Annotated in this window: 15 protein-coding genes; 2 read left to right on the top strand and 13 right to left on the bottom strand. The window is 58.9% G+C overall.

What is annotated here, in order from left to right; all coding sequences use genetic code 11:
• Positions 1-39 precede the first annotated feature (39 nt).
• On the top strand, positions 40-1,932 hold the full coding sequence (locus tag AC23D4_RS21465) for a DEAD/DEAH box helicase (RefSeq protein WP_472889811.1): 1,893 nt from the start codon (positions 40-42) through the stop codon (positions 1,930-1,932).
• Between the two features lie 349 nt (positions 1,933-2,281).
• Here the strand turns inward: AC23D4_RS21465 and AC23D4_RS21470 are convergent, their stop codons facing one another.
• The 13 genes from AC23D4_RS21470 to AC23D4_RS21530 form a co-directional block, all read right to left on the bottom strand.
• On the bottom strand, positions 2,282-4,219 hold the full coding sequence (locus AC23D4_RS21470; protein ID WP_472889812.1) for a polysaccharide biosynthesis protein: 1,938 nt from the start codon (positions 4,217-4,219) through the stop codon (positions 2,282-2,284).
• Between the two features lie 26 nt (positions 4,220-4,245).
• Positions 4,246-4,806, bottom strand: a complete 561-nt coding sequence (locus AC23D4_RS21475) for a sugar transferase (RefSeq protein ID WP_472889813.1) — start codon at positions 4,804-4,806, stop codon at positions 4,246-4,248.
• Positions 4,790-5,737: a UDP-glucose 4-epimerase family protein gene (locus AC23D4_RS21480; RefSeq protein ID WP_472889814.1), complete on the bottom strand. Its 948-nt coding sequence runs from the start codon at positions 5,735-5,737 to the stop codon at positions 4,790-4,792. The genes AC23D4_RS21475 and AC23D4_RS21480 overlap by 17 nt, the downstream gene beginning before the upstream one ends.
• Positions 5,734-6,687, bottom strand: coding sequence for a glycosyltransferase family 2 protein (locus AC23D4_RS21485; protein ID WP_472889815.1), 954 nt, complete (start codon positions 6,685-6,687; stop codon positions 5,734-5,736). Before AC23D4_RS21485 ends, AC23D4_RS21480 begins: the two co-directional genes overlap by 4 nt.
• Positions 6,688-6,794: 107 nt before the next feature.
• Entirely contained in the window at positions 6,795-8,696 is a 1,902-nt protein-coding gene (locus AC23D4_RS21490; protein WP_472889816.1) for a glycosyltransferase family 4 protein, read from the bottom strand.
• Positions 8,663-9,544: an NAD-dependent epimerase/dehydratase family protein gene (locus AC23D4_RS21495; protein WP_472889817.1), complete on the bottom strand. Its 882-nt coding sequence runs from the start codon at positions 9,542-9,544 to the stop codon at positions 8,663-8,665. The genes AC23D4_RS21490 and AC23D4_RS21495 overlap by 34 nt, the downstream gene beginning before the upstream one ends.
• A 162-nt stretch (positions 9,545-9,706) precedes the next feature.
• A complete protein-coding gene (locus AC23D4_RS21500) occupies positions 9,707-12,052 on the bottom strand; it encodes a hypothetical protein (protein WP_472889818.1) in 2,346 nt (781 codons plus the stop codon).
• On the bottom strand, positions 12,039-12,917 hold the full coding sequence (locus tag AC23D4_RS21505) for a hypothetical protein (protein WP_472889819.1): 879 nt from the start codon (positions 12,915-12,917) through the stop codon (positions 12,039-12,041). Before AC23D4_RS21505 ends, AC23D4_RS21500 begins: the two co-directional genes overlap by 14 nt.
• Positions 12,914-13,558 (bottom strand): class I SAM-dependent methyltransferase, encoded by a 645-nt coding sequence (locus AC23D4_RS21510; RefSeq protein WP_472889820.1) that lies wholly within the window; start codon positions 13,556-13,558, stop codon positions 12,914-12,916. Before AC23D4_RS21510 ends, AC23D4_RS21505 begins: the two co-directional genes overlap by 4 nt.
• Positions 13,559-13,587: 29 nt before the next feature.
• Positions 13,588-14,622: a GDP-mannose 4,6-dehydratase gene (gene gmd / locus AC23D4_RS21515; RefSeq protein ID WP_472889821.1), complete on the bottom strand. Its 1,035-nt coding sequence runs from the start codon at positions 14,620-14,622 to the stop codon at positions 13,588-13,590.
• 8 nt (positions 14,623-14,630) lie between these two features.
• Positions 14,631-14,786 carry a hypothetical protein gene (locus AC23D4_RS21520; RefSeq protein WP_472889822.1) on the bottom strand — a complete coding sequence of 52 codons (156 nt, stop codon included), beginning with the start codon at positions 14,784-14,786 and terminating at the stop codon, positions 14,631-14,633.
• 40 nt (positions 14,787-14,826) lie between these two features.
• Positions 14,827-15,390, bottom strand: a complete 564-nt coding sequence (locus AC23D4_RS21525) for a hypothetical protein (RefSeq protein ID WP_472889823.1) — start codon at positions 15,388-15,390, stop codon at positions 14,827-14,829.
• A gap of 114 nt (positions 15,391-15,504) precedes the next feature.
• A complete protein-coding gene (locus AC23D4_RS21530) occupies positions 15,505-15,819 on the bottom strand; it encodes a DegT/DnrJ/EryC1/StrS family aminotransferase (RefSeq protein ID WP_487623662.1) in 315 nt (104 codons plus the stop codon).
• Positions 15,820-15,940: 121 nt separating this feature from the next.
• Here AC23D4_RS21530 and AC23D4_RS21535 point away from each other — a divergent pair, with 121 nt between their 5' ends.
• Positions 15,941-16,909 (top strand): IS5 family transposase, encoded by a 969-nt coding sequence (locus AC23D4_RS21535; RefSeq protein WP_487623663.1) that lies wholly within the window; start codon positions 15,941-15,943, stop codon positions 16,907-16,909.
• The last annotated feature ends 128 nt before the right edge of the window (positions 16,910-17,037 follow it).

Below are 17,037 nucleotides of genomic sequence, written 5' to 3' on the forward strand. Positions count from 1 at the left end.
TTATTCGATCAATTGCGCTGTATCTGCGCAAGGACGAACATGAGCGACTCTTTTGAAGCCCGCGGCGATTTCTCGCCCGAAATCCTTTCCACCGAATCCGACCACCTGCTGGATCTGGCCGTTGAGCTGGACACCCCTGAAGTGCCCGCAGAACCCAATGGCTTCGAGCTGCTGGGTCTGGCGCCCGAGCTGGTGCAGGCCTGTGCCGACCTCGGCTACGTGCAGCCCACACAGGTGCAGAACAATGTGGTGCCCAAAGCCATGCTCGGCGAAGGCGAAAAGCGTTTTGCCGACCTGATGGTTTCCAGCCAGACCGGCAGCGGCAAGACCGCCGCCTTCCTGCTGCCCGTGCTGCACACCTTGCTGCAACAACAGGCCCAGGCCGAAGCCAATGAAAAAGCCGAGTTTGATCAGAGCGTTGCCGATGCCCTGGCACGCGGCGAAGTGGCTCCGAAGCGCGCCAAGCGCAAGGACCCGACCAACCCGCGCAACTTCAAGGCCGCCACCCCCGGCGCCCTGATCCTGTGCCCGACGCGCGAACTCGCCCAGCAGGTGGCCAACGACGCCATCGACCTGGTGCGCCATTGCCGTGGTCTGCGCATCGCCAACGTGGTGGGCGGCATGCCTTACCAGTTGCAGATCGCCAAGCTGCAGAACGCCGACCTCGTGGTCGCCACGCCCGGCCGCCTGCTGGACCTGCAGCGCTCGCAGCAGATCAAGCTCGACCAGGTGCAGTTCCTGGTGGTCGACGAAGCCGACCGCATGCTGGACCTCGGCTTTGCCGACGACCTGGCCGATGTCAACGACATGACCAGCCAGCGCCGCCAGACCATGATGTTCAGCGCCACCTTTGCGCCGCGCATCCAGCAGCTCGCCATGCGCGTCATGCACGATGGCGGCAAGCATGTGCAGAAGGTTCAGATCGACAGCCCACAGGAACAACACGCCAACATCAAGCAGGTGCTGTTCTGGGCCGACAACGCCGACCACAAGCGCAAGCTGCTGGACCACTGGCTGCGTGACACCGGTATCAACCAGGCGATCGTGTTCTGCAGCACGCAGATCGAATGTGATGGTCTGGCCACCGACTTGCAACAGTCCAACTTTGCGGCCGTGGCCCTGCATGGTGCCCTGAGCCAGGGCATCCGCAACCGCCGCCTGATGGCATTGCGCGGCGGTCAGGTGCAGATCCTGGTGGCCACCGATGTCGCTGCACGCGGTATCGACGTGCCCACCATCACCCACGTGTTCAACTTCGGTCTTCCCATGAAGGCCGAGGACTACACCCACCGCATCGGTCGCACCGGCCGTGCCGGTCGTGACGGCCTTGCCGTGACCTTTGCCGAGCTGCGTGATCGCCGCAAGATCGGCGACATCGAAGCCTTCACGCGCCAGCGCATCGCCGTGGAAACCGTCACCGGCCTGGAGCCGCGCCAGCGTGCGCCGATGGCCGAGCCCTTCGGTCGCGGCGGCCCTGGCCGCCCGGCGGGTCGTGGTGGCAACGAGCGTTACGCCGAGCGCCGTGGTCCTGCCCGTGGCCCGCGCTTTGAAGGTCGCAGCGACGCCCCGCGTTTTGAAGGCCGTGGTGATGCACCGCGCTTCGAAGGCCGTGGTGAGCAAGGCCGTTTCGATAACCGAGCCGAACCCGCGCGTTTTGAAAACCGCGGCGGCCCGCGTCCTGACGGTCGTTTCGACAACCGTTCGGACAGCCGTCCGGCCGCTCCAAGCCGTGGTTTTGCCGATCGCGGCGCCCCGGCGCGTCCCGCTGGCAAACCCAGTGGCTTTGGCAGCTTCGGCCGCAGCGATGCCGGCGGTGATCGCTTCAGCGATCGTGGCAACTCCGAACGCGTGGCCATGCGTGGTGGCGAATTCGCCCCGCGCCGCAGCGAAGGCGGCCCGGCACGTCCGGTGGCGCGTCGTCAGCCACGCTGATCTATTCGGGATAGCCAATAAAAAGGCTGGGGTCGCAAGACCCCAGCTTTTTTTCGTACTTCGCAGCTCAAGCCTTCAAGGGTGGGATGGTCGCACGTACATGAACGCCCCCTATGCCAGCCGTTGCTTCTTCACGAGCACCTTGCCATGCTCGTCGATTCCGTGGACCTGGAACACGTTCTGCGCCAGGGCTATGCCATCAGTCGTAAGCTTCATGGTGGACGCCCCTTCTCGGTACAAGTGGTTGATCAATGTCTCCACTTTGGCACGTCGATGCCGTTATGGGTGGGGGCGTTCATCCCATTGCTTACGTTGGATGACCGCTTACGAAGAAACGCCTAGGGAGGGGCTACACGCTGTAGCGCAAACGGCTTTCTGGACCAGCAGAGTCGACGTCGATTGGGCGTGGCTTGTAGCCCGACACAAGGCGCACAAGCATCGCCTTGATGACTTCAGTGTCATTGCTGTCCAGCGCGCGTTCCAGATTCAACAGCTCGGTTGTCAGCTGCGACCAGGCCAGAAATTCTTCGTGAGCCTTCATGATCCGCGGGTGCGAGGTGGGCCGCGGGTCATTTCCGATCAACAACTCTTCAAACAGCTTTTCGCCCGGCCGCAGGCCAGTGATTTCAATCTCGATATCGCCATCGGGATTTTCCTCACTGCGCAGTGTGAGCCCCGACAATTCGATCATGCGCGCGGCGAGATCGTAAATTTTCACTCGGTCACCCATGTCCAGAACGAACACGTCTCCCCCTTTGGCCATGGCGCCAGCCTGGATGACCAACTGGGCAGCTTCGGGAATCGTCATGAAGTAGCGGGTGATCTCGGGGTGTGTCAATGTGATAGGTCCACCATCGCGAATCTGTCGCCTGAACCTTGGAACAACAGAGCCCGAGGACCCCAACACGTTGCCGAATCGAACCATGGAAAATCGGGTGTCGGGCGCGTTGGCTGACAGCGCTTGCAGGGCCATTTCAGCCAATCTCTTGCTCGCACCCATGATGTTGGTGGGACGCACCGCTTTGTCGGTACTTATCAGCACAAAGTCTTTCACACCCACCTCGGCTGCCACCTGAGCCGTCACCAATGTCCCCAGCGTGTTGTTCCGAATGCCCTCGATCGGGTTGTGTTCTACCAAAGGGACGTGCTTGTACGCAGCAGCGTGATACACGGTCTCCGGCCGCCAGCTGGACATGATTTCGCGCATGCGCGTCGTGTCGCGGACCGATGCCAGCAATGGAACCAGCAGAATTTCGTCGCTGGAACCAAGTTTCCCCTGCAATTCCTGGTGAATTTCATAGAGAGCAAACTCACTCTGGTCCACGAGCACCAGTGTGATGGGCGCGACAGCCAGGATCTGACGGCACAACTCACTGCCGATGGAGCCGCCGGCACCCGTGATCAGCACAACCTTGCCTTTGATATTCTTGCCCAGCAAGATGTGGTTTGGGGTGACGGGCTCTCTGCCCAGAAGATCGTCAATATCAAGCTCGCGCAGGTCGGAGGTGCTCACCATACCTCGCGCCAACTCGCTGACCGCTGGCAGGGTCCGAACCTGCACGTGGGCCTTCAACATTCCCTCTATCATCTCGTTGCGGCGTTGACGGCTGATAGACGGAATCGCTAGCAGCACGGTGCTCACCTCGAGAGTGGCCACAAGTCCGGGTAGATCTGTTGGACAGTAGATAGAGAGCCCGTTGAGCACATGGCCGTGCAGTCGGTCATCATCGTCAAGGAACCCCACCACGCGCATTTCATGGCTGTTGGACATGGCTGCAGCCAGTTGCCGGCCAGCGTTACCCGCCCCGTAGATCAGCACCTTAGGCAAGTTTGCCAACCTTAGCTGGTTTTGGTACATGCCACCCAGCCAGAAGCGAGCAAGCAAACGGGATGCCCCCACAAACACGAGCAGCAAGAGCGGTTGGATCAACCCAATGGTTCTGGGGACGCCAGGAACCCCGATCACGGTAAAGACCGTTCCATACAGCAGGCCATAAATTGCAACCGCTTTACAGACTGTCATCAGTGCAGACAAACCCGAGTAGCGGAAGATGGCGCGATAGAGCCCATGGACGATGAACATGGGCAGGGCAAAGGCAAGAGCTGCTATTGCCGCGCTCCATGGCTGCCACATGGGATCCCCATAGAACTTGACCCACTCGCCAAGTCGCAAGTAGTAAGCGAGCCAGACAGTCAGCATGCACAGAGATGCATCAACCAAAAGCACGATCAAGCGCTTCGCCGATCTCGGCATCACAAGAATAGGCACCGCAAGGCGGTTCAGCATGGCAGCGTTCCGATTCAGTTGGAGAGTCAGTGGGAGACACCCACTCGGCGCAAGACGCGCCACGCAGTCATGGTCATGATTTTCAGATCAAACCAGAAGGACCGCCTTTGCAGATACTCAGCGTCGAATTGTACTTTTTGAGGAATGGGCAGCTCATCGCGGCCATTCACCTGTGCCCAGCCGGTCAGGCCTGGCACCAGTTTGTGCACGCCCTGCTTGGTCCGAAGTTCGATGAGATCGTACTGGTTGAACAACGCCGGACGGGGGCCTACAAAGCTCATATCTCCCAGCAGGATGCTCCACAGTTGGGGCAGCTCGTCCAGACTGCTCTTGCGCAGAAACCGCCCGATCGGGGTGACGTACTGCTCCGGTTGCTCCAGCAAATGGGTGGCCACAGCAGGGGTGTCCGTTCTCATGGATCGGAACTTGGGCATCTGAAAAATGCGATTGTCATACCCGACGCGGGCGCTCCAGTAGATCGCGGGGCCTCGGGAGTTAAGCCGGATGAGGCTGGCAATGACCAATATGGGCAACACCAACACGACACTCAGCATCAGGGACAGGATCAGATCAAACAGTCGCTTCATTCGGGAAGTCTTCAATGGTCCGGACAAGCTCTTCCTGGACGGAATGGGGTGGATGCCAGTCCAAGGTACGCAGAGTGTGCTGGATGTCCAGCTGAAGTGACTCCGTGAGGCGGCTGATCTGTTGTCCCCTTCCAGTGACCTGTCCCAGAAAATTGAGCAACCAGAGTGGAGCCGGCACCATCCGCGCAGGGCGGTTCATCGCGGCAGCGATGTGGTTGACAAGATCGGCGGTGGACAGATCTCGACCATCTGAGACCAAGAAGGTCTGCCCTGAAGCCTTGGGGTGTTCAAGACAATGAGCGATAAGGTCGGTCAAGTTCCCCAGCCCGATCAGAGAGCGGCGGTTTGGAATCGACCCGAAAGGCAGAGGCCAGCCTTTTGAGACCCATTCGACCAGGGCTCGAAAATTGGCTCCCACGCCGGGGCCATACACCAATGGGGGCCGAACGATCACCACTTCCAGGCCGGCATGTCGCGCCACGGACCACAAGGCCCGTTCCGCCTCCAGTTTGGATCTTGCGTAGGCATCATGCGGGTTCGCTGGGCTGGTATGGGTGAATGGCTGCCCGGGTAGCGTGGACTCTCCCATGACCTTCACCGTGCTCAAGTACACCAGCCGTTTCACACCAGCATATGCGGCCTGTTCCGCGAGACGGCGAGTGCCCTCGGCATTGACCGCGTTGAAGGCTGCGTCTGGATTCGGGTGTTCTTCAGCCATCACATGCACCTTGGCGGCACAGTGAACGACACAGGACACACCACGGAGAGCCGAACGCCAGTCGGTGTCTGGACCCATGTCACCGAGCACCACATGGTCGCCAGGAATCGATGTCTGTCGTCGGGTGAGGGCACGTACCGCACGACCATCGGATTGGAGCCGCTCGACCAAGGCCCGGCCAACAAAACCGGAAGCGCCAGTAACCGCAATCATGGTTGCCGGATGTCCCGATTCTCCAGTGCGAGGGTGCGAACTTCTTCAATCAGCTTCCGGTTGGCCGAGAGCAGGTCGGCAACGAAAGCAATCAGAATGGTTTGAAAACCAACCACCATGAGCGAACTGGCCAGGATCAATGACTGCACATGGCCTTCATAGCCAAAATCGGTGCTCAGCCACTTGTACAGAAAGCGCAGACCAACCAGGAAGCCTACCGCGAACAGGACAAGGCCAATGGATCCGAAGAATCGGAAAGGCCGGTAGATGATGAACACCCGAACGATCGTGACGATACTGCGGCGGATATACGAGGAGATACTCTTGACCAAGCGAGACGGGCGTAGATCACCATTGACGCGGATTGGGACTGAGGTGATGGCCATGTTCTTCTGACCAGCCTGGATGATGGTTTCCAGCGTGTAGGTGTAGTCGCTGAACACCATAAGGCGGCGGGCTGCAGCCCGACTCATGGCGCGGAATCCGCTGGGAGCATCTGGAATGTCCGTCTTGCTGGCTACACGAACGACCCAACTGCCCAGTTTTTGCAGCAACTTCTTGACAGGGCTGAAGTGTTCGATGGCCTGAATCGGGCGCGCACCCACGACGATGTCGGCCCTGCCTTCCACGATAGGCTGGGTCAGCAGAGGAATGTCATCGGCGTTGTATTGATTGTCAGCATCGGTGTTGACAATCACATCAGCCCCGTGCTCAAGGCAGGCCTGAAGGCCGTTCATGAATCCGCGTGCCAGGCCCTGGTTGCGCGTGTGGCGCACCACATGGTCCACACCGTGTGCCAGCGCAACTTTGACCGTATCGTCCGTACTGCCGTCGTCGATGATCAGCCACTCAACCTTGTCGAAACCGGGCACATCCCGCGGGAGTGCAGACAGGGCAATGCCAAGCGTCTCGGCCTCGTTGTAGCAGGGGATCTGGATGATGAGTTTCAAGTTTCTCTCCGGTCTCGGTGGCACTGATATGCCAACACACCTGATGTAGGTAACGTTCTAGTTTAAGGGGTGCGGAGATCAAAGACCGAACCTCCCGTCATGCGTGTCTACATCACCCCTATGGCCCTGAGGCGCTCGGCATAAAGCCTCGCCACCGCTTCAATGCTGTGGTGTTCCCGTATGTATGCCTGCCCAAGCAGGGCCATCGCTGCAGTACCTTCCGGATCGTCCATGCAGCGCTTCATGGCGTCTGCTGCCAGATCAATGTCCGGGTCCATCCACGACTGGCCCTCGTGGTCCGCGTAGTCACCCTTTTTCAAGCTGATCATCGGGCCATCCACCACGTACGCCGTACCCTCGTGTGCAAAGTCGACGCTGCCCGAATAGTTGGTTGAAATCACCGGTTTGCCCATCAGCATGCACTCGGCCACCACCCGACCGAAACCCTCTGACCGGTGGAGGGACACGAACACGTCAGCGCAGTTGAGCAAGGCCAGCATGTCATCACGGCTGAGAAACGTGTCGATAATCACGATCCGGTCATCCAGACCAGCCAGGCGTATCAACTCCTGGTGTTCAGGCACCTCCGGGCGTGAGTTCATCATCTTCACAATCAGCTGGACGCCACGCTCAGTCTTGGGAAAGGCTTTTTGGAAGGCGCGTACAGCTGCCAGAGGGTTCTTGCGCTGGTACCAGGCGTTGCAATCGAATACCGACAAGAAGGCAAACGCTTCGGTGGGGAGCCTGAAATCCTGGCGATGCTTGGGCGTGAACGATGGGATCTCGACAGCGGACGGTATGTAAGTGACGGGTTTGTCTGTAGCCTGGCTGAACATCTCCTGAAGAAAACGGGACTGTGCCCAGATCTCATCGGGCATGGCCATCATGCCTTTCCAGTGTGTTGGCCACTTGGGCAGTTCCCATTGCCACCCGCAGATGTTGTAGCGCCCGTGCAGCACCCCTGATTGCTGCAAAAAATGCAGCCGCAACGTGTCTACGGCCGGCAGCGTGATCAGGTTGAAGCGGTAGGCAGGCTCTGGCTGCATGTGCTGGTCGATCCAGCCACTCTGCCGGTGGGCCACTGCCAGAGGAATGGGGGGTTCATAGACGCAAGGCTTCAGCCCGGCCTGGATCAACACACGCGTGGCCATGCGTGCGTCTTCGCCCACACCGAACTGACCGGTTGCAAACCCCACGACGTTGATGCCGTTGGCCTCGGCGGTTCCAATATCAGGTGGCGGGGTGTATTCCAGAGATTGACCGATCCGAGGTGCGGAGTGAAGTGCGGCCAAGAGCCCATCTCCAGACTCCTTCCAGCATGCGTCGAAGGCGAGGCGGTCTCCCTCCAGCAACGGTTGCAGGCGGTCGGGCAGATGGGTGTACAGCGCAGGCAACAACTCGGCCAGCTTAGATAGATGGGCCAGTCTCCCTGCATGTTGTTGACAAGGCCTTTGCAATTGGGCCAGCTCTTCGGGCGTGAACGCCAGATGTCGGTATTCCTTGCTTCCCAGCGTCAGGCGCCAGTGCAACATTCGAATGCGCCCCAAGCGGCTGTGGCATTCGAAGTCGCCCATATCGGGGCGGACATTCAGGATGGCAACCAATCCTAGCGAGAAAGGCAACGGTCCATCCTGATCGGTCTGGGCATCCGGTTCAAAAAGAACAGGCGGAAATTCGCTGCGCGGCCAGACGATGTCAGGGCAATGTTGCCGCAGCGGTGATTCCCAATAAGCCACAGCATTGGCATAGCCCCGCCTAGAGTTCATGTTGATGCCTCTGGCATCGTCCAGGTCGGGCCACAAGGTGTTGAGCTGGGTCAAAAAATACGGGGCCAGCTCACCACAGGGAGTTTCAGTCGGCTCATACAGCCAGGCCAATTCATCCGCCCATGGCCAGGCAGGAGCTGTCAGAGGTTCTTTGTGATCGGGTGGCGCTTTGCGAAGCAGACGGTGGAGCCAAGTTGAGATCATTGCAATCACGCGCTTTGAAGAGGGCTGGGTTGCTGCCATTGCCCGAGCATGAGAGATAGGCATTGCTCCAGCGAATAATTCGGCAGTGTGCCCAGACAGCGTTTCAGCTTCGTGGGGTCGCCACAGAGACGGTGGACCTCGTTGGATCGAACGAAGTTTGGGTTGACTCGAATTTCGGGCCGATGATCCGTCAGCTGGGTGAGTCGCTCCAGCACCGAATGCAAACTGTATGGATGGCCTGAGCACACGTTGTAGGTCTGGCCGGGCTCACCTGCATCCAGCAGCCGGAGATACGCTTCTGTGACCATGCGCACATCGTTGAACTCGCGTTCCACATGCAGATTGCCCAGCTCGATGACCGGCGCCCTGCGCGCAAAATGATCCACGAGCTTAGGAATCAGGAAGCTGGGCGACTGCCCGGGTCCGGTGTAATTGAAAGGTCGAACGATGACAACGGGCAGGCGGTCAGTGTAGGTTAGGGCCATGTGCTCCATGGCCAGTTTGCTGGCGGCGTAATGGTTCACGGGTGCTGGTGCCTGCTCTTCGGAGATGGGCGAGCGTTCGCAGTTGCCGTACACGTTGGCGCTGCTCGCGATCAGCACCCTAGGCTGCACGGCCGAAGCCGTCTCGGCAACAAGGCACTGCAGCAGGTTGGTGGTGCCCACCGTGTTGACCGCGTAGAACGCGGCATTGTCGGCATGGCCGACAAACGCAATCCCCGCCAGGTGCACCACCGCGTCGGCTTCAGCGCGGGCGACTTCGGCTGCAAGGGCGGGTCTGTCGGTGAGATCGGCGGTGAGCGGCACTACTTCGTGGCCCGCCGCCTCGGCGCGGACACGAAAGTGGTGACCAGTGAAGCCGGCCGAGCCGGTCAGAAGGATGCGCATTGTCTTTGATGGGCCACGATGGGAATATTGAGGATGAAGGGCTTGTGCAATTAATTAGGCAAGATCTTGAACCAGTTTTCTCTTGACCAATCTGACCATGAGAAAATTGGCTCATTTGGCATCGATTATATCATCTGGGCCGCGACAGCTGGGGTCGCTTGTTTACTTGGTTGGTACTGTCAAAGGTTTTTCATGCAAACTCAATGAAGTCAATCCTAGAGAAATTTTTCGGGAGTCGGTGGATATTCCAAGATCTGCGGGTGATTTGATTGTCTTGAATCGAAAAGTCAATAAAATCCACGGTTCTATTTTCCCTGTTGAATGGATCAGTGAATCGCGAGGGATGGTGATGGATTTGATTGAGGGATTGGCATCGTTTGGTAGTCTATAGTCCAGTTGCCCGATCTTTCGATCACCAAGGAAGACGTCGACCTGCTGTTCTGGATGTTTTTCAGGAACGAGAAACGCATGTCCCTCCAGCAGCAGTTCAAGATCGCCGCGGGGTTGCCCTGCGATGTTCAATACCACTTGTGCAACTTCCCCCTCGGACCATTGGCCCCAGGGCTCTGGCCCTGACCAACCGTCCACAAGAAACGAATGCTTTGCCAGCGAATTGGCACCGAGTTTCACGGACCTTTGGCATGGAGACACCGTGCACTCGGTCGAGAGGATTTTGCCTATCAACGTGTCTGTCGGCCATTTGACGTATTCCCGTTTGAGGCGAACGGTCACGTAGTTGGTGCCATGGGTAATTTCAAATAGAGATGAGTTTCGAATGAATGCGATGGAAGGTTCTATTTCTGTCTTGAATGTGTTGGCTGGAGGCCATTTGTGCGCTGCCAAAAGCATGTCAAAGTATGGGAATACCACTGCATCGGCTTCCCGTTCTACCAGCAACAACGCAGCGCGGCTGGCGAACTTGGGATCGATCTGACCCATGGAAAAACCGCTCATCCAGCGGGGCCAGTGTTCTCTGGCGCTTTCCAGGTTCTTGTCCCCGCCAATGTTGAAACTGACAATGTTCAAGCGGGCTGCGAGGTAGTTGACCAGGAAATCGTTGCGCCAGGGAAGGAACGCCACACGTTCCCCTTTGTGCAGCACTGTGCGCATGTCGTCTACCAGATCGGCCTCGATTTGATAGAACATTGAGCGGTGCGACGTATAGGCCGGCCATTTTTTGGACAGATCGGGTAGGTTGAGCAGGATGACTACACCCATAAACGAGGCCGCCAGCACCTTGGTACCTCGGCTGTTGTGTGTGGAGAGCGCCAGCAGCAACAATCCCCAGGCGCCAAAGACACCGAGTGCTGTCCAGCGATAGCTGGCCCGCATGTTGTTGAAACCAGGTATTTTTTTTGACAGCACTCCCGAGCCGGTGGGCGCCAACGCAGCTTCAGCTGGCATGAGCTGACCCTGAGCAAGTCCCTCCGTTTTCACTGAGTTGAATTTAATGGAAGGCCCCATGGCCATGTAAAAACCAAAACCCGCCACCAGCAGCAGCCCCAAAGCTGCTCTCTGTACGCGCACCATTCGCCATGCTGCCCAGATGCCTCCAACAACCACAGGGATGGAGAAGGTTGTAATCCAGACTGAGGCATCACCAAAATACTGTTGATTGGAACGGGCGATGCTCCATCCCAAGATGTCAGGCAGCCAGTGCATGCCCATCGTAGGCCGAGCGAAAAACGTCAGATCGGCACCCCAGCCACGGAAAAAGTCCAGTGGTGCAGCCGAATAGACCGATTTGCCCACGAAGGCTCCATACAGCAAATAGGCCGCCAACAGACTGAGCACATGCAGTGGCAGTACCACCACGTTGAGACGCCTTCGCCCAACTGGATTGGTCCTCAGCCACCACCAACCACCGAGCAGGCTGGCACCCACTGCGAAAAACATGAAGCTGTAGCCGTCCATGAACACGGCCAATATGCACACCAGCGGGTAGATCAGTTTCCACAAGCCTTGTTTGCGAACCGGTTCACCGTCGGCCGGCCCACAGTGCTCCAGCAACTTCAGCGAGCTGAGGAAATACATGGGCAGCAAGGCAATGCCGATGGACAGCATGGAATAGCCTGCGTGTGCCCACGTGACGGGCATGCTCATCCACCCCAGCGCCGCCAGAACCGCTAGGGCGGGCTTGACAGAAAAGTGCCGGGCCATGGCGTAGGCCGACCCCATGGCCAGCGTCATCCAACTGGCCACCATGGCGCTGTAGGCATCGGGTGGTTGCAGGCCCAACTGGATATAGAGGGCGGTCAGCCAAGCGCCGGGCAAACCGAATGCCATGGCTGCTGGCTCGGGAGCGCCGAAATTGGTCGCGTACACCGTCCACAGGGACTGATTGACGAACGACTGGGAAAACCCGGTGGACCATACCGCTTGGGCCAACGTGGGAGACAGTAGGAACGGCACGGCGCCATGCATCACCAGCATGAGACACCAGGCACCGAGCGCTAACAATGGCGTCAGGGTCCAATGAATGGCGCGTGGGTGCTCAGACATGGTCATGGGCTTTCGTCTTGATGGAAAGTGCGTACAGGTAAAACAACAGATCGCCCGAGGCCGTCACCACTCGCCCCAGGACCACTGCCACGAGCAGATCTGCTGGCGCGAACAACCCGCCCAGCAGGAGCAACAACACGGCTTCGCGCACGCCCACTCCCGCGGGTGCACCCGGGGTGACCAAGCCTGCCAGCCACGCCAGCACATAGGCGCCACACACGGCGGACAGTGTGGAGTAGGACACAGCCGATGTGTGACCGCTCATCAGGAGCACCACAATGAAGACGGTGCCCGACATCATCAGAAAGCCCGCTTGCCAACCCATGGCCAGGGCAAGTGGCTTGGCACCGAGGCGGCGGAGTGCCGCATATCCGAACGCCAGCAACGATGCCCACAAAACGGTGGCGGTGGTTGCTGACATCTGGGGCCAACCCAGGGGGGCAGCGAGCGAACCATACAGAAGACCCAGCAAGGCCAGCATGGCCAGTTCCCACAGGGCCGACTGTGCCAGCGGACGGGCCGCCATGCCCGCAGACATGCCCAGCGCCTGCCGTCCCGCCAGATGAAAAATGTTGCCTGGGATGTACTTGTTGATCTGCGACACACCGTAGGTCTTCAGCGTCCACGGCCATGGCGCCTGGAGCTCGAAATATTTCAGCAGTTGCCACCAAGCCCTGGCCAACAAGGCATTGGAGGCGCCGTACCCCACCACCAAAAGGGCCAGCCCGGCCCAAGAGGCGGCTCCGAAATGCGTGATGTCTATCTGGGCCGAGTGGTCTGCGATCTTCAGGACAACAAAAGCCGCCCCGGCAAACGCCAGCAAGGTGCTGGCGGTGTGAACCCAGCGCTTGAGATGGGGTCGATGGTTCACCCAGCCTGCGCTTTCACCCGGCACAGCAGCATGGTCCAGGGCAAGGGAGTCTTGACCGCGATCACCTCAAAATAGCGTTTGGCAAGTTCGATGAACTGGCGGGTGGACCAGTGTTGCAAGTGGCCCGGTGTGTTCCCCCAGTGCCGCAGGTAGGCGCCACGCGCCATGTTCATGGCACACCAGATCGGTTCACGCGGCACCGTCAGAATGACGTGGCGACTGGCCACTCTCTGGATAGCGGCCAAACCGGCCAAGGGATCGGTCAGGTGCTCCAGCACCTCGCTGCAAACGATCAGATCGGCGCTGTCTGTGTCCGGCGCAATGTCGTAGATGCTGCGCACGGAGAAGATACTTGGGTCCAACTGGGCGCTGACGGCGTTGTCCCGGGCCATGGCGATGACCTTCTCGGAAAAATCGCTGCCCCGGGCGGCAATGCCTTGTTGGGCCCACTCCAGCACCCAGTGACCCTCTCCGCAGCCCAATTCATGGACGTTGGCCGGAGCGGCTTGCGAGACCAGATCGGCCAAGCCGTTGTTGAACCCGCGCATGATCTCGCGCACCAACGGGTTGCGGGACCCGTATTTGTCGAACACATTGCCGGTGATCACCCCGTTTTCCTGCATTCCATGCGAAATCTTCAAACCGGGTTCCTCCTGTAAATCGCGGTGTTTCAAAACGAAAAGCCCTCCAGATTGCGACGAAGATCCGCTTCCACCATCATCTGGCAAAGCTGTTCCAGCGTGGTGGAAGGCTCCCAGCCGAGCCTGGCTTTGGCTCGTGCAGGATAGCCGATCAGCAGTTCCACTTCTGCAGGGCGGTAGAACTTGGGATTGATGCGCATCACCACTTTCCCATTTGCAGCGTCCACTGCCGTTTCGTTTTCGCCCTGCCCGCGGAAGTCCACAGCGATGCCCGCGCCCTTGAACGCCATGCGCACAAAGTCGCGCACGGTTTCCGTGCGGTTGGTGGCCAGCACGAAGGTGTCGGGCTCATCCGCCTGCAGCATGCGCCACATGCCTTCAACGTACTCCTTGGCGTAGCCCCAGTCCCGCTTGGCATCCAGGTTGCCCAGCTCCAGGCAGTCGAGCTGGCCCAGCTGGATCTTGGCCACGGCATCGGTGATCTTGCGGGTCACGAACTCGCGCCCACGCAGCGGGCTCTCGTGGTTGAAGAGGATGCCGCTGCTGCCGAAGATGTCGTAACTCTCGCGGTAGTTCACCGTCATCCAGTGCGCGTAGAGCTTGGCCACGCCATAGGGGCTGCGGGGATAGAAGGGCGTGTCCTCCACCTGGGGAATGGCTTGCACCTTGCCGAACATCTCGGAGGTGCTGGCCTGGTAGAAGCGGATCTTGCGGTTTACCAGGCGGATCGCTTCCAGCAGATTCAGGGCCCCAATGCCGGTGATCTGCGCCGTGGTGCTGGGTTGATCGAAGCTCACGCCGACAAAGCTCTGCGCGGCCAGGTTGTAGATCTCGTGCGGCTGGACCTTCTGCACCAGCGCGATGCTCGAACCCAGGTCGGTCAGGTCGTACTCGACCAGGTGCAGGGATGGGTGGTTCTGGATGCCCAGCTCTTCGATGCGCCAGAAATTGACGGAACTGGTGCGGCGGTAGGTGCCGTACACCGTATAGCCTTTGGCGAGCAGCAGCTCGGCCAGGTAAGCGCCGTCCTGTCCGGTGATGCCGGTGATCAATGCAGTTTTCATGTTGCCTTTCAGGTGAAGAATCGGTCTTTGCCAAACAGATCGCGTGTATAGACCTTGTCTGCTACATCTGCCGGAAACTCGGATTGACGGTTCGACAAGATCACTGCGAGGAGAACGGCGTTGGACAGGCCGACATAGCCTGTACCTGCAATGGCGATTTGCATAAATGTTTCAGAGGTTTATTGGCGGTAATCGGGCGAGGCATCACTGAACCGGATTGGATTGGGTACAAGACCGTAAACCGAACGGGTTGACGCGCCCCCAATAGCTTTCTACTTGCGGGTGCACCTCGGGGTCACCATTGACATAGCAGGTTGAGGCCTGAAAGGTGCATGGTGCGATGAGGATGTCTGGGTGAACGACCGTGGTCCACGCCATGAATGGCCCCAACAGAAACAGCGAGGCCGTCATCAGGTGGCTCTGTGTTCCACCGAAAATTCGGCGGACTATGTGTTGAGTGAGTGCCGCCATGATGGCGATTGCCAACAGATTGAAGATCGTAAACCCGACGGTTCCAAAGGCGCCATAGAAGGGAGCGTTTAGCGCCGCATAAAGCGCTGGCTTGGCGAAATGAAGTTCGCCATTGGCGCTCTGTTTCAGGAACGTGCCCCGCGGCCCATCGGCGGCAGGGAATCGGACATTGAAGCGTTCAAGGTCATCAAGGGTGTATCGCAGATCAAGGTCATGCCACAAACTCATTGTTGCCATGAGGTGTGAAGATTGATCGCTGAACGGAGTCCACTCGGAGTCAGGTGTCTTGCCTTTCACGGCCAGTATCAGGATCAGAAATGCGAGAAAGGCCCAGACAATGGGCCAAGTCTTGAGTCGCCACACAGGGATTCGAAGTTTAGGAAGACTTGGAGTTTGCACTGGGCGGCTCCATCATTGCACGCAATCGTCAAGGCTGGAGAAAACTGCATCAACCACGGTCTGGAGGTATTCGTCAAGCCCCACCCACAAAGGCAAACGAACCAGTCGATCCGAGACTTCCACAGTCAGTGGCAAATCTCCCGCCGATCGACCCACTGTCAAGCCAAACTTCGAAGAATGCAATGGAATGTAGTGAAACACAGTGTGCACATGCCGTACACGCATGCATTCGATGAATCGGGTGCGCGCAGTGAGGTTTGGAAGGAGTAAATAATACATGTGAGCATTGTGCGAACAAGTGCTTGGCACTATCGGTCGGCGAATCAATCCTGTTTGTTCCAGCGGTTGAAACGCAAGGTGATACCGGTTCCAGATGTCTAGGGATTGTGTTCAAAACCCCGTGCAGTCCCCGATGGTCTGAAGGTGCGAGGCGAGGAACAATGGCGTCATGAAGAAACAAGCGGAACTGGGACTGAACCTGAGCACGAGGCGCACGCGCAAGGCTGTGTTCCTCGACGAGATGGAGCTGGTGGTGCCGTGGCGCGAACTCATTGCGCTGATTGCAGCGGCCGCGCCGGTTGCCAGCACGGGGCGCCCACCATTTGCACACGAGACCATGCTGCGCATTCATTTTTTGCAGCAGTGGTTCGGCCTGTCGGACCTGGCCATGGAAGAAGCCCTGTTCGAGACGCCGCTGTACCGTGACTTCGCTGGTCTCTCGGGCAGCGAGCGCATTCCGGATCGCGTGAGCATCCTGCGCTTTCGCCACCTGCTCGAAGAGCACCAACTCAGCCTGCAGATACTGGCCACCGTCAACAGCACGCTGGCCGCCAAAGGGCTGCTGCTCAAGAACGGCACAGCCATCGACGCCACGCTGATCGCCGCACCCAGCTCGACCAAGAACAGCAGCGGCGAGCGTGATCCTGAGATGCACCAAACGAAGAAGGGAAACCAATGGCACTTCGGCATGAAGGCGCACATTGGCGTGGATGCCGATTCGGGACTGGTGCACACGGTGGTGGGCACAGCGGCCAACGTCAACGATGTGACGCAGGCCGGCGCGCTGGTGCATGGTGAAGAGAGCGATGTGTTCGCTGACGCAGGCTACCAGGGTGTGGCCAAGCGCGAGGAGACGCAGGCGATCAATGCCAACTGGCACGTGGCCATGCGCCCGGGCAAACGCAAAGCGTTGGACAAGAGCACGCCCATGGGCGCGATCATGGACAAGCTCGAACATGTGAAGGCCAGCATCCGGGCCAAGGTGGAGCACCCGTTTCGGGTGATCAAGCGCCAGTTCGGGTTTGTGAAGGTGCGCTACCGCGGATTGGTCAAGAACACGGCGCAACTGCACACGCTGTTCGCACTTTCCAACTTGTGGATGGCGCGGCACCGGCTTTTGCAGAAGGCGCAGGGATGAGTGCGCCTGCAACGCGCCCATGGGCCTCGATGAGGCCCCGAAAGGCCGGTAAATCGACCTTTGAACGGTGGAAACTGATCGAAACGGGCACGGCGGTTTCATGTCGCGAGATCCATGCGCTCAACGCC

This window comes from Hydrogenophaga sp. L76 (assembly GCF_057654755.1).

What these genes read in the sequence shown, in the direction of transcription:
- AC23D4_RS21465 (WP_472889811.1), top strand. Translation starts at nt 40, where the DNA reads ATGAGCGACTCTTTTGAAGCCCGCGGCGATTTCTCGCCCGAAATCCTT.
- AC23D4_RS21470 (WP_472889812.1), bottom strand. Translation starts at nt 4,219, where the DNA reads ATGCTGAACCGCCTTGCGGTGCCTATTCTTGTGATGCCGAGATCGGCG.
- AC23D4_RS21475 (WP_472889813.1), bottom strand. Translation starts at nt 4,806, where the DNA reads ATGAAGCGACTGTTTGATCTGATCCTGTCCCTGATGCTGAGTGTCGTG.
- AC23D4_RS21480 (WP_472889814.1), bottom strand. Translation starts at nt 5,737, where the DNA reads ATGATTGCGGTTACTGGCGCTTCCGGTTTTGTTGGCCGGGCCTTGGTC.
- AC23D4_RS21490 (WP_472889816.1), bottom strand. Translation starts at nt 8,696, where the DNA reads ATGGCAGCAACCCAGCCCTCTTCAAAGCGCGTGATTGCAATGATCTCA.
- AC23D4_RS21495 (WP_472889817.1), bottom strand. Translation starts at nt 9,544, where the DNA reads ATGCGCATCCTTCTGACCGGCTCGGCCGGCTTCACTGGTCACCACTTT.
- AC23D4_RS21500 (WP_472889818.1), bottom strand. Translation starts at nt 12,052, where the DNA reads ATGACCATGTCTGAGCACCCACGCGCCATTCATTGGACCCTGACGCCA.
- gmd (WP_472889821.1), bottom strand. Translation starts at nt 14,622, where the DNA reads ATGAAAACTGCATTGATCACCGGCATCACCGGACAGGACGGCGCTTAC.
- AC23D4_RS21520 (WP_472889822.1), bottom strand. Translation starts at nt 14,786, where the DNA reads ATGCAAATCGCCATTGCAGGTACAGGCTATGTCGGCCTGTCCAACGCC.
- AC23D4_RS21535 (WP_487623663.1), top strand. Translation starts at nt 15,941, where the DNA reads ATGAAGAAACAAGCGGAACTGGGACTGAACCTGAGCACGAGGCGCACG.